This window comes from Pseudomonas sp. AC193, from assembly GCF_979258075.1.
In genome coordinates this window covers 4169942-4189401 of the sequence record NZ_OZ409832.1, presented here as the reverse complement: position 1 = coordinate 4189401, position 19460 = coordinate 4169942, and the positions used below count along the sequence as shown (strand labels likewise).

The 19460-nt window shown below is 59.0% G+C and carries 19 protein-coding genes; 15 read left to right on the top strand and 4 right to left on the bottom strand.

The window, feature by feature from the left end:
* Positions 1-102: 102 nt before the first annotated feature.
* The gene (locus ACZZ0D_RS18975; protein WP_053117431.1) at positions 103-570 is read left to right on the top strand and encodes a VUT family protein; all 468 of its coding nucleotides are present in this window, start codon (positions 103-105) and stop codon (positions 568-570) included.
* Positions 571-670: 100 nt separating this feature from the next.
* A complete protein-coding gene (gene purT, locus ACZZ0D_RS18970) occupies positions 671-1852 on the top strand; it encodes a formate-dependent phosphoribosylglycinamide formyltransferase (RefSeq protein ID WP_007908992.1) in 1182 nt (393 codons plus the stop codon).
* A 102-nt stretch (positions 1853-1954) separates the two neighbouring features.
* Here the strand turns inward: purT and ACZZ0D_RS18965 are convergent, their stop codons facing one another.
* The 3 genes from ACZZ0D_RS18965 to ACZZ0D_RS18955 all read right to left on the bottom strand — a co-directional run bounded on the left by ACZZ0D_RS18965 (position 1955) and on the right by ACZZ0D_RS18955 (position 5712).
* Positions 1955-3271 (bottom strand): MFS transporter, encoded by a 1317-nt coding sequence (locus ACZZ0D_RS18965; protein ID WP_463554004.1) that lies wholly within the window; start codon positions 3269-3271, stop codon positions 1955-1957.
* 374 nt (positions 3272-3645) lie between these two features.
* The gene (locus ACZZ0D_RS18960) at positions 3646-4887 is read right to left on the bottom strand and encodes a transporter associated domain-containing protein (RefSeq protein ID WP_463554003.1); all 1242 of its coding nucleotides are present in this window, start codon (positions 4885-4887) and stop codon (positions 3646-3648) included.
* Positions 4888-4899: 12 nt separating this feature from the next.
* Positions 4900-5712: a cytochrome C assembly family protein gene (locus ACZZ0D_RS18955; protein ID WP_212543992.1), complete on the bottom strand. Its 813-nt coding sequence runs from the start codon at positions 5710-5712 to the stop codon at positions 4900-4902.
* A gap of 210 nt (positions 5713-5922) precedes the next feature.
* Between ACZZ0D_RS18955 and ffh the strand changes: the two genes are divergently transcribed.
* From ffh to ACZZ0D_RS18925, 6 genes are all read left to right on the top strand, one after another.
* Complete coding sequence (ffh, locus tag ACZZ0D_RS18950; RefSeq protein ID WP_053117442.1) at positions 5923-7299, top strand: signal recognition particle protein; 1377 nt, start codon at positions 5923-5925, stop codon at positions 7297-7299.
* A 251-nt stretch (positions 7300-7550) separates the two neighbouring features.
* Positions 7551-7802 (top strand): 30S ribosomal protein S16, encoded by a 252-nt coding sequence (rpsP, locus tag ACZZ0D_RS18945; RefSeq protein ID WP_045059142.1) that lies wholly within the window; start codon positions 7551-7553, stop codon positions 7800-7802.
* Between the two features lie 5 nt (positions 7803-7807).
* Positions 7808-8344, top strand: coding sequence for a ribosome maturation factor RimM (rimM, locus tag ACZZ0D_RS18940; RefSeq protein WP_007908985.1), 537 nt, complete (start codon positions 7808-7810; stop codon positions 8342-8344).
* Between the two features lie 2 nt (positions 8345-8346).
* Entirely contained in the window at positions 8347-9099 is a 753-nt protein-coding gene (gene trmD, locus ACZZ0D_RS18935) for a tRNA (guanosine(37)-N1)-methyltransferase TrmD (RefSeq protein ID WP_159813841.1), read from the top strand.
* A gap of 45 nt (positions 9100-9144) precedes the next feature.
* Complete coding sequence (rplS, locus tag ACZZ0D_RS18930) at positions 9145-9495, top strand: 50S ribosomal protein L19 (protein ID WP_003175895.1); 351 nt, start codon at positions 9145-9147, stop codon at positions 9493-9495.
* A 145-nt stretch (positions 9496-9640) separates the two neighbouring features.
* Positions 9641-10054: an acyl-CoA thioesterase gene (locus ACZZ0D_RS18925; RefSeq protein WP_212549642.1), complete on the top strand. Its 414-nt coding sequence runs from the start codon at positions 9641-9643 to the stop codon at positions 10052-10054.
* Between the two features lie 118 nt (positions 10055-10172).
* Here the strand turns inward: ACZZ0D_RS18925 and ACZZ0D_RS18920 are convergent, their stop codons facing one another.
* Positions 10173-11981, bottom strand: coding sequence for a cation:proton antiporter (locus ACZZ0D_RS18920; RefSeq protein ID WP_463554002.1), 1809 nt, complete (start codon positions 11979-11981; stop codon positions 10173-10175).
* Between the two features lie 108 nt (positions 11982-12089).
* On the opposite strand from ACZZ0D_RS18920, the gene xerD reads away from it, so the two are divergent.
* From xerD to ACZZ0D_RS18885, 7 genes are all read left to right on the top strand, one after another.
* Positions 12090-12986, top strand: a complete 897-nt coding sequence (gene xerD / locus ACZZ0D_RS18915; RefSeq protein WP_463554001.1) for a site-specific tyrosine recombinase XerD — start codon at positions 12090-12092, stop codon at positions 12984-12986.
* 242 nt (positions 12987-13228) lie between these two features.
* On the top strand, positions 13229-13960 hold the full coding sequence (dsbC, locus tag ACZZ0D_RS18910) for a bifunctional protein-disulfide isomerase/oxidoreductase DsbC (protein ID WP_053117452.1): 732 nt from the start codon (positions 13229-13231) through the stop codon (positions 13958-13960).
* A 131-nt stretch (positions 13961-14091) separates the two neighbouring features.
* Positions 14092-15396, top strand: coding sequence for a homoserine dehydrogenase (locus ACZZ0D_RS18905; protein WP_007908972.1), 1305 nt, complete (start codon positions 14092-14094; stop codon positions 15394-15396).
* A 109-nt stretch (positions 15397-15505) separates the two neighbouring features.
* On the top strand, positions 15506-16915 hold the full coding sequence (gene thrC / locus ACZZ0D_RS18900) for a threonine synthase (RefSeq protein ID WP_159813836.1): 1410 nt from the start codon (positions 15506-15508) through the stop codon (positions 16913-16915).
* A 119-nt stretch (positions 16916-17034) separates the two neighbouring features.
* On the top strand, positions 17035-18381 hold the full coding sequence (locus ACZZ0D_RS18895) for a transporter substrate-binding domain-containing protein (protein ID WP_463554000.1): 1347 nt from the start codon (positions 17035-17037) through the stop codon (positions 18379-18381).
* A 117-nt stretch (positions 18382-18498) separates the two neighbouring features.
* Positions 18499-18906 (top strand): response regulator, encoded by a 408-nt coding sequence (locus ACZZ0D_RS18890; protein WP_159813832.1) that lies wholly within the window; start codon positions 18499-18501, stop codon positions 18904-18906.
* Between the two features lie 164 nt (positions 18907-19070).
* Entirely contained in the window at positions 19071-19352 is a 282-nt protein-coding gene (locus ACZZ0D_RS18885; protein WP_053117463.1) for a DUF3509 domain-containing protein, read from the top strand.
* Positions 19353-19460: the final 108 nt, after the last annotated feature.

Sequence of the window (19460 nt, the reverse complement as noted above, 5' to 3'; positions counted from 1 at the left end):
GGGAGCGGGCTTGCTCGCGAAGGCGGCGGTACATTCACCACTTCTTATTGGCGCAAAACCAACCCTCAAGTAATCTGTGCGCCAATCTGCCAGGTCGCCCCCATGATTTTCCTCATCGCCTACATCAGCAGCGTCGTGCTGATTAACTTCGCCTTCTCCACCGCTCCGCACCTGGACATCATCTGGTCGGCCTGGGGCGGTCTGGTGTTCGTGCTGCGCGACATGGTGCAAATCCGTTTCGGCCACGGTGCGATCGCGGCGATGCTGGCGGCGCTGGTGCTGTCTTACGTCACCTCCGACCCTTCCATCGCGCTGGCCAGCGCCACGGCATTCGCGGTCTCCGAGATCATCGACTGGCTGGTGTTCAGCATCACCAAACGTCCGTTGCGCGACCGCTTGTGGATCAGCTCGGCGCTGAGCATTCCCCTCGATACCTTTATCTTTTTCGGCATGATCGACGCCATGACGCCACCGGTGATCATCACCGCGCTGCTGTCGAAATTCGCCGGTGTAACCGTCGTCTGGCTGATCATGGCCTGGCGCGATCGCAAACAGGCCGTCGCCAGCTGAAGCCAAACCCTCGGGTTCATGTAAAATGCCGCGCTTTCTCCCCATGGAAAGCGCGTCTGGCGTCGCTTTCCTCGATGATCCGCTGCTTTGACGACCTGAGATGACCCGTATCGGAACTCCGTTGTCGCCAACCGCGACCCGCGTATTGCTGTGTGGCTGTGGTGAGTTGGGCAAGGAAGTGGTGATCGAGCTGCAACGCCTGGGCGTTGAAGTGATCGCCGTTGACCGCTACGCCAACGCGCCGGCCATGCAAGTCGCCCATCGCAGCCACGTGATCAACATGCTCGACGGCGCCGCCCTGCGCGCGGTGATCGAAGCCGAGAAGCCGCACTTCATCGTGCCGGAAATCGAAGCCATCGCCACCGCCACCCTGGTTGAACTGGAAGCCGAAGGCTTCACCGTGATCCCGACCGCGCGCGCTGCGCAACTGACCATGAACCGCGAAGGCATCCGTCGTCTGGCCGCTGAAGAGCTGGATCTGCCGACCTCGCCGTATCATTTTGCAGACACCTTCGAGGACTACAGCAAAGCTGTCGAAGACCTCGGTTTTCCATGCGTGGTCAAACCGGTGATGAGCTCGTCGGGCAAAGGCCAAAGCCTGCTGCGCAGCACTGATGACGTGCAGAAAGCCTGGGATTACGCGCAAGAGGGCGGTCGCGCCGGCAAAGGTCGGGTGATCATTGAAGGCTTTATCGATTTCGACTACGAAATCACTCTGCTGACCGTTCGCCACATCGGCGGCACCACGTTCTGCGCGCCGGTCGGCCACCGTCAGGAGAAGGGCGACTACCAGGAATCGTGGCAGCCACAAGCCATGAGCCCGATTGCCCTGGCTGAATCCGAGCGTGTTGCCAAAGCCGTGACTGAGGCGCTGGGTGGCCGTGGCCTGTTCGGCGTTGAGCTGTTCATCAAAGGTGATCAGGTATGGTTCAGCGAAGTCTCGCCACGCCCGCACGACACCGGTCTGGTGACGCTGATTTCGCAGGATCTGTCGCAGTTCGCTTTGCACGCTCGCGCGATTCTGGGCCTGCCGGTGCCGTTGATCCGTCAGTTCGGGCCTTCGGCTTCGGCGGTGATTCTGGTGGAAGGGCAGTCGACCCAGACAGCGTTCGCCAATCTGGGTGCGGCGTTGAGCGAGCCGGACACGGCGTTGCGTTTGTTCGGCAAGCCAGAAGTGAATGGCCAGCGCCGTATGGGCGTGGCGCTGGCGCGGGATGAGTCGATCGAGGCTGCGCGTGCCAAGGCGACCCGTGCTGCTCAGGCTGTTGTCGTAGAACTCTAAACCGGGTCGCGGCATTCGCGAGCAGGCTCGCTCCCACATTGGTTTTGTGTATGCCACAGACCTAATGTGGAGCGGGCTTGCTCGCGAAGCTTTTATCTTCTGTCAGGCCATCCGATTCAGATCATTATCCCGCGTTTCTTTCAGCCACAGCACCGCAATCAAACTCAGCACCGCCGCCCCCGACACATACCCGCCGACATAGCTCAAACCACCCATCGCCACCAGTTTCTGCGCAAAGAACGGCGCCGCCGAGGCCCCGACAATCCCACCCAGGTTATACGCCGCCGAAGCACCGGTATAACGCACGTGGGTCGGAAACAGCTCCGGCAACAGTGCGCCCATTGGTGCAAACGTCACGCCCATCAAAAACAGCTCGATGCACAGAAACAGCGCCACGCCCCAGGTCGAACCCTGCGTCAGTAACGGCTCCATCAAGAACCCGGACAGAATCGCCAGCACGCCACCGATGATCAGCACCGGTTTACGCCCATAACGATCGCTGGCCCAAGCCGACAATGGCGTCGCAGCCGCCATGAACAGTACGGCAAAGCACAGCAATCCCAAGAATGTCTCGCGGCTATAACCCAGCGTGGAAACTCCATAGCTGAGGGAAAACACCGTCGAGATATAGAACAGCGCATAGCAGACCACCATCGCCGCCGCGCCCAACAAGGTCGGTGCCCAGTACTGGCTGAACAGTTCAACCAGCGGCACTTTCACTCGTTCCTGACGTGCGATGGCGTTGGCGAAGACCGGGGTTTCGTGGAGTTTCAGGCGCACATACAGGCCCACCATCACCAACACTGCACTGAGCAGGAACGGAATGCGCCAGCCCCAGCTGCGGAATTGCTCGTCATCGAGGGTCATGGCCAGGGTCAAAAACAAACCGTTGGCCGCGAGAAAACCAATCGACGGGCCGAGTTGCGGAAACATACCGAACCACGCGCGTTTACCTTTCGGCGCGTTTTCCGTGGCGAGCAACGCAGCACCGCCCCATTCACCGCCCAATCCCAGGCCCTGACCAAAGCGCAGCACACACAACAGAATCGGCGCCCACGCGCCAATCGTGGCGTAACCCGGCAGCACGCCGATCAGCGTCGTACACACGCCCATCAATAGCAGAGATGCGACCAGCGTCGATTTACGCCCGATACGGTCACCGAAATGGCCGAACAGCGCCGAGCCCAACGGTCGGGCCAGAAAAGCGATGCCAAAAGTAAGAAACGCCGAAAGCATCTGCGCCGTGCCGGACGTCTGCGGAAAGAACACCGGCCCAATCACCAGCGCAGCCGCCGTGGCGTAAACATAGAAGTCGTAGAACTCGATCGCGGTGCCGATAAAACTCGCCGTCGCCACGCGGGTGGCGGAGTTGGTCGGTTGGGCAGGCGCGGTGTCGCTGAAAGCGGTACTGGTCGTCATGCGGTGATCCCTGACAGTCATGAGCTCCGTTGGAGCGAATTATTATGGTCGAACACCCAGGGATGTGGGATGAGGCGCGGTCGCTGTTTCAGGTAGGAACAGTCGCCGGAGTACAGCGGAAATGGCCGAAACCGGTCTGGTGCGGGGTAAGCACGCGGTTTGGCAACGCTTGGGTAAGCGGATTTGATTATAGGAAGGGGGCTAACAATTGAACAAGAGCAAAAGATCGCAGCCTTCGGCAGCTCCTACATTTGGAACATTTGGAACATTTGGAACATTTGGAACATTTGGGGCATTTGGAACATTTGGAACATTTGGAACGCATTCCAATGTAGGAGCTGCCGAAGGCTGCGATCTTTTGATCTTCTGATCTTCTATCGGACAGGCACCAAAGCAGGCACAGACGAGGTATGCCAGATCAACACCTTGCTCACCCGATTCTCCTCAGTCTCAAGAATCTCCAGTCGATAGCGCCCGATCTTCAAGCAAACCGAACTCTCGGGAATCGTCTCCAGCGCCTCAGTCACCAACCCGTTCAGCGTTTTCGGCCCATCACTCGGCAAATGCCAGCCCAGGCACTTGTTCAATTCGCGAATCGAAGCGGTGCCATCAATCACCATCCGCCCGTCAGTCTGCGGATGAATGTGCGGGTTCTCCAGGCTGTGCTCGCTCTCGAACTCGCCGACGATCTCTTCAAGAATATCTTCCAGCGTCACAATGCCGAGCACTTCGCCGTACTCGTCGACGACCATGCCCAGGCGCCGCTGCTGCTTGTGGAAGTTCAGCAGCTGCAGTTGCAGCGGCGTACTTTCCGGGACGAAGTACGGCTCGTAACTCGCCGCCAGCAACGCTTCGAGCGTCAGATCGCCGTTGCTCAGCAGATGCCTGATCTGGCGGGTATTGAGCACCGCTTCAACCTGATTGATGTCGCTGTGGAACATCGGCAGGCGCGTGCGCTTGTTCTGGCGCAGTTGCTCGATGATCGCTTCAATCGAATCGTCGAGGTTGATGCCGTCGACGTCACTGCGCGGCACCAGAATGTCGTTGACGGTGATGTTGTCCAGCGCATGAATTCCCGAAACAGGGTGTGCGTGAACAGGATGCTCGGGGTCATCACGTCGATCGCCGGGCGCGTCGTCGTCGCTCTGCTGCACCACTTGCGGCTTGCGCGTGAACGGGCGGATCAGCAAAACGCTGACACGGCTGAACAGCCACGCCAGTGGGTAAACAATCTTCAGCGGAACCGCCAACAACGAATTGCCGAAGGCCAGCACGGCATCCGGATAACGCTGGGCGAGGGTGCGTGGGAAATAATCAGCGAACACCAGCAACACCGCACCGGCACTCAGGCACGCTGCCCACGGGCCGTTTTCTTCGCAGAGGAAAATCGCCAGCAACGTCGCGATGACCACCGCGAGCGCACGGCACAAGGTGTTGCAGAGGATCAGGCTGTCGAGCGGGAAGCTCAGCTTCGCCAGCGGTTTATCGCTGGCGCGCGAGGCGGTGCGTTGCGCGAGCAGATGCTGCTGCGCGATTTCGACGGCGGTAAACAGCCCTGACCATAAAATCAGCAGGACAAATACCGCGAGCATCGGCCCTATGGGCAAACCGTCCATTTATGCCGCCCGTCAGATGTGCAGGATGTATTCACGAACCAGTTTGCTGCCGAAATACGCCAACATCAGCAGGCAGAAACCGGCGAGAGTCCAGCGAATCGCCTTGTGACCGCGCCAGCCGAGACGGTTGCGGCCCCACAGCAGCACGCTGAACACGATCCAGGCCAGACACGCCAGCAAGGTTTTGTGTACCAGATGCTGGGCAAACAGGTTCTCGACGAACAGCCAGCCGGAGATCAGCGACAGCGACAACAGCGTCCAGCCGGCCCAGAGGAAACCGAACAACAGGCTTTCCATGGTTTGCAGTGGCGGGAAGTTCTTGATCAGTCCGGACGGGTGTTTGTGCTTGAGCTGGTGGTCTTGCACCAGCACCAGCAAGGCCTGGAACACCGCGATGGTGAACATGCCGTAGGCCAGCAGCGACAATAGAATGTGCGCGAGGATGCCCGGCTCTTCGTCGATGATCTGCACGGTGCCGGTCGGTGCGAACTGCGCCAGCAACACCGTGACCGCGCCGAGCGGGAACAGCAGCACCAGCAGGTTCTCCACCGGAATCCGTGAGCAGGCGATCAAGGTCAGGGCGATCACCGCCGCCGAGATCAGGCTGGAGGCGCTGAAAAAGTCCAGGCCCAGGCCAATCGGCGTCAGCAAATGCGTGAACAGGCTGGCGAACTGGGCCACCACGGCGAACACGCCGAGCGTAACCAGCAGGCGCTTGTTCGCCTTGGCACCGGCGGCCAGACGCGTGCCTTGATAGAGAGTCGCAGCGGCGTATAGAAGGGCGGCGGCGAGGGTGGTCAGCAAACTGGGTGACAAGGGGAGCATAAATCCTGTTAGGCAAGCCCGAAAGGGGCTGAGTTTGGCATAGAACCGCCATGGCACGAAAGACTCAGGAAGCTGACGGCGAGGTGTCCGCCAGCCGCAGTCTTCGCTATAATCCGCGACCTGCCCACGCCGCAGGCTCGCCGAGCACATGTTGATTCCGGTCTGGGCCGCCATTATCCCGGTCTACACAGGGCCTGAAAGGATCGCGCAATGTTTGAAAACTTAACCGACCGTCTCTCGCAGACGCTGCGCCATGTCACCGGCAAGGCCAAGCTGACCGAAGACAATATCAAAGACACCCTGCGTGAAGTGCGCATGGCGTTGCTCGAAGCCGACGTCGCCCTGCCGGTGGTCAAGGACTTCGTCAATTCGGTCAAGGAGCGCGCTGTCGGCACCGAGGTGTCGCGTAGCCTGACGCCGGGCCAGGCGTTCGTGAAGATCGTCCAGGCCGAACTCGAAAGCCTGATGGGCGCGGCCAACGAAGACTTGAACCTGAGCGCCGTGCCGCCCGCCGTCATTCTGATGGCCGGTTTGCAGGGTGCCGGTAAAACCACCACCGCCGGCAAACTGGCGCGCTTCCTGAAAGAGCGCAAGAAGAAGTCGGTCATGGTCGTGTCGGCGGACGTTTATCGTCCTGCGGCGATCAAGCAGCTGGAAATGCTCGCCGGTGAAGTGGGCGTGACCTTCTTCCCGTCCGACCTGAGCCAGAAGCCGGTCGACATCGCGCAAGCTGCTATTAAAGAAGCAAAACTGAAATTCATCGACGTGGTGATCGTCGATACCGCCGGTCGTCTGCACATCGACGAAGAGATGATGGGCGAGATCAAGGCGCTGCACGCCGCGATCAACCCGGTCGAAACCCTGTTCGTGGTTGATGCCATGACCGGTCAGGATGCGGCCAACACGGCCAAGGCCTTCGGTGATGCGCTGCCGCTGACCGGTGTGATCCTGACCAAGGTCGACGGCGATGCCCGTGGCGGTGCTGCGCTGTCGGTTCGCGCCATCACCGGCAAGCCGATCAAGTTCATCGGTATGGGCGAGAAGAGCGAAGCGCTCGATCCGTTCCACCCTGAGCGTATCGCCTCGCGCATTCTCGGCATGGGCGACGTGCTCAGCCTGATCGAACAGGCCGAAGCGACCCTCGACAAAGACAAGGCCGACAAACTGGCCAAGAAGCTGAAGAAGGGCAAGGGCTTCGACCTCGAAGACTTCCGCGATCAGCTGCAACAGATGAAAAACATGGGCGGCCTCGGCGGCCTCATGGACAAACTGCCGAGCATCGGCGGCGTCAACCTGTCGCAAATGGGCAATGCCCAGAACGCCGCAGAGAAACAATTCAAACAGATGGAAGCCATCATCAACTCCATGACCCCGGCCGAGCGCCGCGACCCTGAGCTGATCAGCGGTTCGCGCAAACGCCGTATCGCCATGGGATCCGGCACTCAAGTGCAGGACATCGGTCGCTTGATCAAGCAACACAAGCAGATGCAAAAGATGATGAAGAAATTCACCGCGAAAGGCGGAATGGCGAAAATGATGCGCGGCATGGGCGGAATGTTGCCCGGCGGCGGCATGCCCAAAATGTAAAGAATCCGCGCCGGTCGTCGCACCGGCGCAGACCCTGCAAGGACGCAGGATCAACAGCAAACCCGCACACGGCGGGAGCTGACCGGCCGTTTTTATCGACGGCTCTATATGCAGATCTGCACGGCATGCCATAGGCGCCGGAAAAAGTCATTTGCAAAAGTCCGGATATTCCTTAGAATATGCGGCCTTTCGGGCACCCATGCCCGCTGTGCATTTAGATTTGCAGCACCGACTACAGGAACGATGTTCACATGCTAACAATCCGTCTTGCCCTTGGCGGCTCCAAAAAGCGCCCGTTTTACCACCTGACCGTAACCGACTCGCGTAACCCGCGTGACGGCTCCCACAAAGAACAGGTTGGTTTCTTCAACCCTGTTGCCCGTGGTCAGGAAGTTCGTCTGTCCGTGAACCAAGAGCGCGTTGCCTACTGGCTGAGCGTTGGTGCACAGCCTTCTGAGCGTGTTGCTCAGTTGCTGAAGGACTCTGCAAAGGCTGCGGCCTGAGCAATATGAACGCGACGCCAGCTGTTGCTGATGATTTGATCGTTATCGGCAAAATTTATTCTGTTCATGGCGTTCGCGGCGAAGTGAAGGTTTATTCCTTTACTGATCCGACTGAAAACCTGTTGCAGTACAAAACCTGGACGCTCAAGCGCGAAGGCAATGTCAAACAGGTCGAGCTGGTCAGTGGACGCGGGAGCGATAAGTTCCTGGTCGCAAAGCTCAAGGGTCTTGATGATCGTGAAGAAGCTCGTCTTCTGGCCGGTTATGAGATCTGCGTGCCGCGCAACCTGTTCCCTGAATTGACCGACGGCGAGTACTACTGGTACCAGCTGGAAGGTCTGAAGGTCATCGATCAACTGGGGCAAATGCTCGGTAAAGTCGATCATCTTCTGGAAACCGGCGCCAATGATGTAATGGTAGTCAAGCCTTGCGCTGGCAGCCTGGATGATCGTGAACGCTTGCTGCCCTATACGGCGCAGTGTGTGTTGGCAGTTGATCTGGCAGCGGGCGAGATGAAGGTGGATTGGGATGCGGACTTCTAAGCGTGGCTAAATTGCGCGTAGAAGTGATCAGTTTGTTTCCCGAGATGTTTTCCGCCATCGGCGACTACGGCATCACCAGTCGAGCGGTCAAACAGGGGCTCTTGCAGCTGACCTGTTGGAACCCGCGGGATTACACGACGGATCGGCATCACACTGTGGACGATCGCCCGTTTGGCGGTGGTCCGGGCATGGTGATGAAGATCAAGCCCCTGGAAGATGCTCTGGTTCAGGCCAAGGCAGCAGCCGGGGAGGCGGCGAAGGTTATTTACCTGTCCCCCCAAGGCCGTCAACTGACTCAGTCGGCGGTACGCGAGTTGGCACAATCGGATGCATTGATCCTGATTGCCGGCCGCTATGAAGGCATTGACGAGCGTTTTATTGATGCTCATGTCGATGAAGAGTGGTCGATTGGTGACTATGTATTGTCTGGCGGCGAGCTGCCGGCAATGGTCATGATCGATGCGGTTACACGACTGCTGCCTGGAGCTTTAGGGCATGCGGACTCCGCCGAGGAAGATTCCTTTACGGATGGTCTGCTGGATTGCCCGCACTACACCCGACCTGAGGTGTATGCGGATCAGCGTGTTCCCGACGTGTTGCTAAGTGGCAATCACGCGCATATCCGGCGTTGGCGTTTACAGCAGTCCCTTGGTAGGACCTATGAACGACGCGTCGATCTTCTGGAAAGCCGCTCGCTTTCTGGAGAAGAGAAGAAGCTGCTCGAGGAATACATCCGCGAGCGGGACGATAGTTAACAACGTATCGATGGTAGATCGAACGATTTACCTTAGGAGCACAGCATGACCAACAAAATCATCCTTGCACTCGAAGCAGAGCAGATGACCAAAGAAATCCCTACCTTCGCCCCAGGCGACACTATTGTCGTTCAGGTGAAAGTGAAGGAAGGCGATCGTTCCCGTCTGCAAGCGTTCGAAGGCGTTGTAATCGCCAAGCGTAACCGCGGCGTGAACAGTGCGTTCACCGTTCGTAAAATCTCCAACGGTGTTGGCGTAGAACGTACTTTCCAGACCTACTCCCCGCAGATCGACAGCATGGCTGTTAAACGTCGCGGTGACGTACGTAAAGCCAAGCTGTACTACCTGCGCGACCTGTCGGGTAAAGCAGCTCGCATCAAGGAAAAACTGGCTTAAGTCCAGCTTCCGATGCAGAAAAAAGCAGCCTACGGGCTGCTTTTTTGTTGCCCGAATTTCACCGATCCTCTGTAGGAGCTGCCGAAGGCTGCGATCTTTTGATCTTGCTTTCGATCCGCAATCCACTGTTTACGAGCTGCCCGACATGACCACCCGCGACCAGGAAATCGAACGCCGCACCGAACTCTCGGTGACCCGCGTCACCAAAGCCGTCTTCCCGCCGACCACCAATCACCACAACACCCTGTTCGGCGGCACGGCGCTGGCGTGGATGGACGAAGTCTCGTTCATCACCGCCACACGCTTCTGCCGCTTGCCGCTGGTGACCGTGTCCACCGACCGCATCGACTTCAACCACGCGATCCCGGCGGGCTCGATCGTTGAGTTAGTGGGCAAGGTGATCAAGGTCGGCAACACCAGCCTCAAGGTTGAGGTGGAAGTGTTTGTTGAAAGCATGAGCTGTGATGGTCGAGAGAAGGCGATTCATGGGCAGTTCAGCTTTGTCGCGATTGATGACGATAAGCGCCCGGTGCCGGTGCTGCCGGGTTTTGCGGTCTGATCCGGAATCGAGTCGCGCCCTTCGCGAGCAAGCCCGCTCCCACAGGTTCTGTGCCGGACACAATTGTTGTGTTCACTCCGATCACTGTGGGAGCGGGCTTGCTCGCGAAGGCGTCAGATCAGGCGCCGCTGCTCTCAGGCTGAATCAACGCCAACAACGTCCACCCCGACCCCGGCTTCACGACAGTCTCCGGCGTCACCACATGCACCCAGCCGCTGTCATCGCGCATAAACAGCAACGTCGCGCGATTACCATGCAGCGCCCGGTAATCATCCCAACTGAAGCCATCCGTCAACGTCGTGCTGTACAACTCCGCCCCTTGGCCAATCTGACTGGCCAGCTTCGCGTAGGTAAACGCTTCGCTGCCCAACTGATTGCCACGATGCTCAAGACTCGCCCGGTGCTTGTCACTGCGACGGCTTTCCTGACCACTCGCCAAGCCAAACAAGCGCTGATGCCCGAAGTCATGACGGAAACGCATCGCCGCCAAGGTATTCAGCTCACCCGACGGCGACAGCGCCAGCAAATGCCCCAGCCCGACCAGATCCAGATGCGCATCAGCATGCTGCGAGGCCGGATTGCCGAAGTACGTCGGCAAACCTTCCATGCGCGCCGCACGAATGTTTTCCCAGCTTGAATCGGTCAGCAATACCCGGCTGCCCAATTGCTGCAGCGACTTGGCCAGCTCGCGTGCCGGGCCATTGGCACCGACGATCAGGAAGCCGCTCGGCGCCGGTTCGGCCACCTTAAGCAAACGTGCCAACGGGCGCGCCGTCGCGCTTTGCAGCACCACCGTGCCGATGATCACCGCGAACGTCAGCGGCACCAGCAGCAGCGCCCCTTCATGCCCGGCCTCGTGCAGACGAATCGCAAAAATCGCCGACACTGCCGCCGCGACAATCCCGCGCGGCGCGATCCAGCACAGCAGCGCACGCTCGCGCCAGCTCAGGCTCGAACCGGCGGTACTGAGCAGCACGTTCAGCGGTCGGGCGATGAACTGAATCACCACCAACAGAATCAGCACCAACGGCCCGAGGCCCATCAACGCGTACAAATCCAGACGCGCCGCGAGCAAAATGAACAACCCGGAAATCAGCAGCACGCTGAGGTTTTCCTTGAAGTGCAGAATGTGCCGCACATCCACGCCTTTCATGTTCGCCAGCCACATGCCCATCAGCGTCACCGCCAGCAGACCGGACTCGTGCATCACCTCGTTGGAGGCAATGAAAATCCCCAGCACCGCCGCCAGCGACGCAAGGTTATGCAAATACTCCGGCAGCCATTGCCGGCGAATCACTGTACCCAGCAGCCAGCCACCGACAACGCCGAACACCGCGCCACACAGAATTACCCCGCCAAACGTAAACAGACTCTGTTTGAGCCCATGCCCTTCAGCGCTGGCAATAATGAAGCTGTAAACCACAACGGCGAGGAGGGCGCCGATCGGGTCGATGACGATGCCTTCCCAGCGCAGAATGTTGGCGATGGAAGATTTCGGCCGCACCACGCGCAGCATCGGCACAATCACCGTCGGGCCGGTGACCAGCGTCAGGCTGCCGAAGAGGATGGCCAGCATCCAGTCGAAACCAAGCAGATAGTGCGTGGCGACGGCGATGACGACCCAGGTCGACAGCGCACCGATGGTCACCAGACGATGCACGACGCTGCCGATTTCCTTCCATTCCGACAGGTGCAGCGTCAGGCTGCCCTCGAACAGAATCAGCGCCACCGCCAGCGATACCAGCGGCATCAGTAAAGGGCCGAACATTTCCTGTGGATCGAGCAGGCCCAACACCGGCCCGACCAAAATCCCCGTCACCAGCAGAAACAGAATCGCCGGCAGCTTCAGGCGCCATGCCAGCCATTGGCAACCCAATGCGGCGACACCGATGCCACCGAATGCCAATAGGATTTGCTGCTCGTTCATTGAAGCTCCCTGTTCCTTGAAATGGCGCGCTGTGAAAGACTAGCGCGCATTATTACTGTTCATTTTCTATTTGCGTACAGCGCTTTTGCCTGTGCGTGCAGAGTGCCCATGGCTGCCATTGACCACCCGCTGATTGATCAATTCCTCGACGCTTTATGGCTGGAGAAAGGCCTGTCCGACAACACCCGTGACGCCTATCGCAGTGACCTGGCGTTGTTAAACGGCTGGGTGCAGGAGAAAAATCTCGAGCTGATCAATGCCGGGCGCGAATTGATCCTCGATCATCTGGCCTGGCGCCTTGAGCAAAACTACAAACCGCGCTCGACGGCGAGATTTCTCTCCGGGGTGCGTGGCTTTTATCGCTACTTGCTGCGCGAGAAGATGATTTCCGTCGACCCGACGTTACGTGTCGAAATGCCGCAGCTGGGTCGGCCGTTGCCCAAGTCGTTGTCGGAAGCTGACGTGGAAGCGCTGCTGAAGGCGCCGGATCTCAGCGACGCCATCGGTCAGCGTGATCGCGCCATGCTTGAGGTGTTGTATGCCTGCGGCCTGCGGGTGACCGAATTGATCAGCCTCACGCTGGAACAGGTCAATCTGCGTCAGGGCGTGTTGCGGGTGATGGGCAAGGGCAGTAAGGAGCGGCTGGTGCCGATGGGCGAGGAAGCGATTGTCTGGGTCGAGCGCTACATGCGCGATGGGCGCGGTGAACTGCTCGGCGGGCGGCCCAGCGATGTGCTGTTCCCCAGTCAGCGCGGCGAGCAGATGACCCGGCAGACGTTCTGGCACCGCATCAAGCATCAGGCCAAGGTCGCGGGGATTGGCAAGTCGTTGTCGCCGCATACGTTGCGCCATGCGTTCGCCACGCACCTGCTCAACCATGGCGCGGATTTGCGCGTGGTGCAGATGCTGCTCGGCCACAGCGACCTCTCCACCACACAAATCTACACCCACGTCGCCCGCGCCCGTCTGCAAGAGCTGCACGCCAAACACCACCCGCGCGGTTAACTCCATACCTCCCCGTGTAGGAGCTGCCGAAGGCTGCGATCTTTTGATCTTAAAAACAAAATCAAAAGATCGCAGCCTTCGGCAGCTCCTACATAAAGCAGGTGTGAGGAGTGGCGACAGGCGCATTCGGCCACCGTGGCCTTATGTGTTAGGCTTTGCCGGTTTGCACGATGGACGGTTATGACCCGGTGTTCCGGCACGGGCGTTCTGATCGTTCCATTTGTCCGCCTTCAGGAGTTCTCATGCGTCTGACCCAGATTTTCGCCGCCGCAGCCATTGCGTTGGTCAGCACCTTTGCCGTCGCCGATGACGCGGCCGACAAAGCGATTCGTCAAAGCCTGGAAAAACTCGAACTCGAGGTTCCGGTAGAAAGCATCAATGCCAGCCCGTTGCCAGGCATGTACGAAGTCAAACTCAAAGGCAGCCGCGTGCTCTACGCCAGCGCCGATGGCCAGTACATCGTTCAGGGTTACCTGTTCCAGCTCAAGGACGGCAAACCGGTCAACCTGACCGAGAAAACCGAACGCCTGGGCGTCTCCAAACTGGTCAACGCCATTCCGGTTGCCGAAACCGTGGTCTACCCGGCCATCGGCGAAACCAAATCGCATATCACCGTGTTCACCGACACCACCTGCCCGTACTGCCACAAGCTGCACGCCGAAGTGCCTGAGCTGAACAAGCGCGGCATCGAAGTGCGCTATGTTGCGTTCCCGCGTCAGGGCCTCGGTTCGCCGGGTGACGAGCAACTGCAAGCCGTGTGGTGCTCGAAAGACAAGAAAGCCGCCATGGACAAAATGGTCGATGGCAAGGAAATCAAGGCCGCCAAGTGCGAGAACCCGGTTTCCAAACAGTTCGCTCTGGGCCAGTCGATCGGCGTGAACGGTACACCGGCCATCGTTTTGGCCGACGGACAAGTCATTCCGGGCTACCAGCCTGCGCCACAAGTCGCCAAACTGGCGCTGGGCGCGAAGTAATTCGCATCGTCACGGTCAGCCGCTGACGATCATGGTCCGGCAGCAACATTGCCGGGCCATCAATAGAGAGCCGCGAGCACGCGGTTGTTTTCCGGCCGACCCAGCGTCGGCCGTTTTATGGGGAGTTCACAGTGAATCCGGTCAAAGTAGGCATCTGTGGGTTAGGCACCGTCGGTGGCGGTACCTTCAACGTACTTCAGCGCAACGCCGAGGAAATTGCTCGTCGTGCCGGGCGTGGAATCGAAGTGGCACAAATTGCCATGCGCACGCCAAAGCCTCAGTTCCAGACGACCGGTATTGCGATTACCAACGATGTCTTCGAAGTGGCCACAAACCCTGAGATCGACATCGTTATAGAGCTGATGGGCGGCTATACCGTTGCCCGCGAGCTGGTACTCAAGGCCATCGAGAATGGCAAGCATGTGGTCACCGCGAACAAGGCTCTGATTGCCGTTCACGGTAATGAAATTTTCGCCAAGGCTCGCGAGAAAGGCGTGATCGTGGCGTTCGAAGCGGCCGTGGCCGGTGGCATTCCGGTGATCAAGGCGATCCGTGAAGGCCTGTCCGCCAACCGCATCAACTGGGTCGCCGGGATCATCAACGGCACTGGTAACTTCATCCTCACCGAAATGCGCGAGAAGGGTCGTACCTTCGAAGACGTGTTGGCCGAAGCGCAGGCACTGGGTTACGCCGAAGCCGATCCGACCTTCGACGTTGAAGGCATCGACGCCGCGCACAAGCTGACGATTCTGGCTTCCATCGCGTTCGGCATCCCGCTGCAATTCGACAAGGCTTACACCGAAGGCATCACCAAGCTGACCACCGCTGACGTCAACTACGCCGAAGCGCTGGGCTACCGCATCAAGCACCTCGGTGTGGCGCGCAGCACTGCTGCCGGTATCGAGTTGCGCGTACACCCGACGCTGATCCCGGCCGATCGTCTGATCGCCAATGTCAACGGCGTGATGAACGCGGTGATGGTCAACGGTGACGCCGCCGGTTCGACGCTGTTCTACGGCGCCGGCGCGGGCATGGAGCCAACCGCTTCGTCGGTGATCGCCGATCTGGTCGACGTGGTTCGCGCCATGACCTCCGATCCGGAAAACCGTGTGCCGCACCTGGCCTTCCAGCCGGACTCTCTGTCGGCCCACCCGATTCTGCCGATCGAAGCCTGCGAAAGCGCTTACTACCTGCGCATTCAGGCCAAGGATCATCCGGGCGTGTTGGCTCAGGTGGCGAGCATCCTCTCGGAGCGCGGCATCAACATCGAGTCGATCATGCAGAAGGAAGTCGAGGAACACGACGGTCTGGTGCCGATGATCCTGCTGACCCACCGTGTGGTCGAGCAGCGCATCAACGATGCCATCGCCGCCCTCGAAGCGCTGGCCGGCGTAAATGGTCCGGTCGTACGGATCCGCGTCGAGCACTTGAACTAAATAGAAGCAGCTGCAAGCTTCGAGCTGCAAGCGGCAAGAGAAAAGCGGTCTGGCTTTTACTTGCAGCTTGTAGCTCGTAGCTTGAAGCCCAAACCGAAGGTTTGCCCTTATGCGTTACATCAGTACCCGCGGCCAGGCACCGGCCCTGAATTTCGAAGACGTCCTGCTGGCTGGTCTGGCGACCGACGGCGGTCTGTACGTTCCGGAAAACCTGCCACGTTTCACCCAGGAAGAAATCGCTTCCTGGGCCGGCCTGCCGTATCACGAGCTGGCCTTTCGGGTGATGCGCCCGTTCGTCACCGGCAGCATTCCGGATGCCGATTTCAAAAAGATTCTTGAAGAAACCTACGGCGTGTTCGCCCACAGCGCCGTGGCGCCGCTGCGTCAGCTGAACGGCAACGAATGGGTGCTGGAGCTGTTCCACGGCCCGACCCTGGCGTTCAAGGACTTCGCCCTGCAACTGCTCGGTCGTTTGCTCGACTACGTTCTGGAAAAACGCGGCGAGCGCGTAGTGATCGTTGGCGCTACTTCCGGTGACACCGGTTCGGCCGCCATCGAAGGCTGCAAGCACTGCGAAAACGTCGACATCTTCATCCTGCACCCGCACAAGCGCGTGTCGGAAGTGCAGCGTCGCCAGATGACCACGATCTTCGGCGAGAACATCCACAACATCGCCATTGAAGGCAACTTCGATGACTGCCAGGAAATGGTCAAGAACAGCTTCGCTGACCAGAGCTTCCTTAAAGGCACGCGTCTGGTCGCGGTGAACTCGATCAACTGGGCGCGGATCATGGCCCAGATCGTTTACTACTTCCACGCCGCACTGCAGTTGGGCGGCCCGGCGCGTTCGGTGTCGTTCTCGGTGCCAACCGGCAACTTCGGCGACATCTTTGCCGGTTACCTGGCGCGCAACATGGGCCTGCCGATCAACCAGTTGATCGTCGCCACCAACCGCAACGACATCCTGCACCGCTTCATGAGCGGCAATCAGTACGTCAAGGACACCCTGCACGCCACGCTGTCGCCGTCGATGGACATCATGGTCTCGTCGAACTTCGAACGCCTGCTGTTCGACCTGCACGGTCGCAACGGCGCAGCAATCGCCGGTCTGATGGATTCGTTCAAGCAGGGCGGCGGTTTCAGCGTCGAGCAAGAACGCTGGACCGAAGCGCGCAAGCTGTTCGATTCGCTGGCTGTAGATGACGCACAGACTTGCGAAACCATCGCTGAAGTCTACGAGCAGACTGGCGAAGTGCTGGATCCGCACACCGCCATCGGTGTTAAAGCTGCGCGTGAATGCCGTCGCAGCCTGGATATCCCGATGGTCATCCTGGGCACCGCTCACCCGGTGAAATTCCCTGAAGCCGTAGAGAAAGCCGGTGTAGGAAAAGCGCTCGAACTACCTGCACATCTTTCTGATTTGTTTGAGCGAAATGAGCGCTGCACCGTTCTGCCAAACGAGCTGAAAGCCGTGCAAGCCTTTGTCAGCCAGCATGGCAACCGCGGCAAACCGCTGTAAGCCGTAAAAGCTGTCACATTTTGAAGCCCGTCTCCTGACGGGCTTTTTTGTTTCTGCTGCCACACTGCTCGGGTTTTCACCCACGAAGGACGGGTGAGTTGATCACGAAGGAAGTGGCAATGTGGTTTTCCAGAGATTTGAAGCCGGCCCTGTGCTGGCTGTTTTTATTGGCAATGCTGGGGTTTATGCGCTGGAGTGTGGCAGCGCAACTGATGCAGCATGACGCTGGCGTCAGCAAGGTTCAGCCCATCGAGCTCAACGCAGAAGAGCAGCAATGGATCCGCGACAATCCGCGGGTCATCGTCGCGTCCGTGCAGTATCCGCTGTACCTGTTCCAGGATGAACATGCGCACTGGAACGGCCTGAACATTGATGTGCTCAAGCGTATCAGCGCGATGACCGGTTTGCAGTTTGTGCATCAAGAGTCTTTCTCCACCGACCACCTGCTCGAACGGCTGGAGCGCGGTGAAGCGGACATCAGCACCACGCTGGCGATGAGCGATGAGCGCAAGGCGTTCCTCGATTTCAGTCATGCCTTTGGCGGTGCCGGCTGGGTGTTTGTCGGGCGTGTTGGTGAGCCACAGGTGCAATCGCTGGAGCAGTTGGCCAAACGTGTGCTGGTGCTTCCGGCCCGGCACGCGCTGGAAGGCATCATCCGCCGCGACTATCCGGCCATTGAGATCCGCTCGGTGAAAACCTATGCCGAAGCACGCGCGTTGGTCGAAAGCGGTGAGGCTTATGCCACGATTGAAAACGAGATTGGCGCGCAGTTGTTTCCTTCCGGATTGCTCAGGGTCGGCGATTTGCTCGAAGGAAAATGGGAGGCAGATCACTTGGCGGTGCGCAAGGGCCAGCCGCAGTTGTTGAGCATCCTCAACAAGGCGCTTGAGGCTTTTCCGCCGGAGGAGTTGCGCGCGATTCGGCTCAAATGGCTCGACGGTGTTTCCCCGCTGCGGGCGCCCTCGGTGTGGCAGCGCATCGCCAGTTGGGGCTGTTGGGCGATGGCCGTGATTGGCACGTTCGGTTTGTTGTCGCTGGTCTGGAATCGCCGATTACGCGCGGCAATCAGGCAACGCACTGAAGCTGAAAAAGATCTCGGCGACCAGTTGGCGTTTCAGCATGCGTTGATCAATTCAATGCCCGATCCGGTGTTCGTCCGCGACCTGCTGGGCCGCTTGATCATGTGCAATCGCAGTTATGAGGAGGCGCTCGACATTCGTTTCGATCAAGTTCAGGGACGCTCGCTGATGGAGGTTGATGCCCTGCCACAGATCACGTCACGCATGCTTCACGACGAATTCATGGCGCAGTTGCAGACGCGCAAGACGCGATTCTGCCGGCGCCAACTGCAATTCAAGAACGGCTCGCGGGAGATCTACCAATGGACGGTGCCGTTTTACAGCGCCGACGGAAAACTGCGCGGACTGCTCGGTGGCTGGACAGACATGAGCCGACGTCTGCACTGAGTTTGGGAAAAGTCCTATAACCCCTGAGGCCTTTTCCGATGGGAGGCTGAGGACGGCTGCCCTAGAGTGAACGGTGTCTGCGGTGAGAGTCCGCACCCGCCGTTTCAGAGGTCGCCTATGCGCTCGCTCAAAGTCCTGATCCTTGAACACAATCCGTTCCAGTTGATGGCGTTGCACCAGATGCTCAACGCCATCGGCATCTACAACGTACTGACCGCGCCGTCGCTGGGTTCGGCCTTGGGTTCGCTGGAGCAAAGCGGCGTCATCGATATCGCTATTTGCGATCCGCAACTCAAGGGCGGCGATGGCCTGGCGTTGATCCATCATCTGACCCGGCAGGAGCAGTCACGCGCATTGATTCTGCTGGGCAACGTGGCGCCGAGCCTGCTGACCGACCTTGAAACGCTGCTGCACGCGCATGAGCTGCAACTGCTCGGACGCCTGCAAACGCCGGTTTCGGCGGTGTTGATGCGCGGTTTGCTTGATCAATACCTCAGCGCGTTGCATCAGCCTGTCGGGGCTTGAAACGCCGGGTATTTTTACTGTCATCTTCGCCGTGCATGCTCCATAGACCGGTAAGGCTCCAGGGATGGAGCAATCGCAGGCAGAACTTTCTTCTCGGGCCGGTGGTCATTTATTGTGAACACGCCCCAGGCACTGTGTTTTCGGACTATTGAGTGGAGATCGAGATGGAAAGTATCAGTCTATTGCTCGGTGAGGCTCTGAGCCCGTATCAAGTGACGTTGACCCCTCGCGGCAGCCATGGCGAATGCCTGGTGACCCTGAAGAACAGCAACGGCGCCATTGTGGTGGAACGCGAATTCAATCAGGCGCAGTTGAGCGACAAACGCTTGCTGACCGATGTCGTCGACGGCCTGCACCGTGACGTGCTGATTGCCGAAGGTCGGCTGGAACCCTGTGTGATCGCGGCATTGCGCAACGCAGCGCTGGATAAACGTCCGACGCTGTAAAGATGAAATATTTTTTGTGGGAACCTTCCTGCATCCCTGTCAGTCAGACCCAGTAACAGCAGGATCAAGCATTGTGCTCCGGTGCTTGTCGCTTGCTGCTACTGGTCT

Bases quoted from the DNA above. Each gene is read 5' to 3' on its own strand.
- ACZZ0D_RS18925 (WP_212549642.1), top strand. From the start codon at position 9,641: ATGACCACCCGCGACCAGGAAATCGAACGCCGCACCGAACTCTCGGTG.
- rpsP (WP_045059142.1), top strand. From the start codon at position 7,551: ATGCTAACAATCCGTCTTGCCCTTGGCGGCTCCAAAAAGCGCCCGTTT.
- thrC (WP_159813836.1), top strand. From the start codon at position 15,506: ATGCGTTACATCAGTACCCGCGGCCAGGCACCGGCCCTGAATTTCGAA.
- ffh (WP_053117442.1), top strand. From the start codon at position 5,923: ATGTTTGAAAACTTAACCGACCGTCTCTCGCAGACGCTGCGCCATGTC.
- rplS (WP_003175895.1), top strand. From the start codon at position 9,145: ATGACCAACAAAATCATCCTTGCACTCGAAGCAGAGCAGATGACCAAA.
- ACZZ0D_RS18965 (WP_463554004.1), bottom strand. From the start codon at position 3,271: ATGACGACCAGTACCGCTTTCAGCGACACCGCGCCTGCCCAACCGACC.
- ACZZ0D_RS18895 (WP_463554000.1), top strand. From the start codon at position 17,035: ATGTGGTTTTCCAGAGATTTGAAGCCGGCCCTGTGCTGGCTGTTTTTA.
- rimM (WP_007908985.1), top strand. From the start codon at position 7,808: ATGAACGCGACGCCAGCTGTTGCTGATGATTTGATCGTTATCGGCAAA.
- ACZZ0D_RS18975 (WP_053117431.1), top strand. From the start codon at position 103: ATGATTTTCCTCATCGCCTACATCAGCAGCGTCGTGCTGATTAACTTC.
- ACZZ0D_RS18920 (WP_463554002.1), bottom strand. From the start codon at position 11,981: ATGAACGAGCAGCAAATCCTATTGGCATTCGGTGGCATCGGTGTCGCC.
- ACZZ0D_RS18885 (WP_053117463.1), top strand. From the start codon at position 19,071: ATGGAAAGTATCAGTCTATTGCTCGGTGAGGCTCTGAGCCCGTATCAA.
- xerD (WP_463554001.1), top strand. From the start codon at position 12,090: ATGGCTGCCATTGACCACCCGCTGATTGATCAATTCCTCGACGCTTTA.
- ACZZ0D_RS18960 (WP_463554003.1), bottom strand. From the start codon at position 4,887: ATGGACGGTTTGCCCATAGGGCCGATGCTCGCGGTATTTGTCCTGCTG.
- ACZZ0D_RS18955 (WP_212543992.1), bottom strand. From the start codon at position 5,712: ATGCTCCCCTTGTCACCCAGTTTGCTGACCACCCTCGCCGCCGCCCTT.
- dsbC (WP_053117452.1), top strand. From the start codon at position 13,229: ATGCGTCTGACCCAGATTTTCGCCGCCGCAGCCATTGCGTTGGTCAGC.
- ACZZ0D_RS18890 (WP_159813832.1), top strand. From the start codon at position 18,499: ATGCGCTCGCTCAAAGTCCTGATCCTTGAACACAATCCGTTCCAGTTG.
- purT (WP_007908992.1), top strand. From the start codon at position 671: ATGACCCGTATCGGAACTCCGTTGTCGCCAACCGCGACCCGCGTATTG.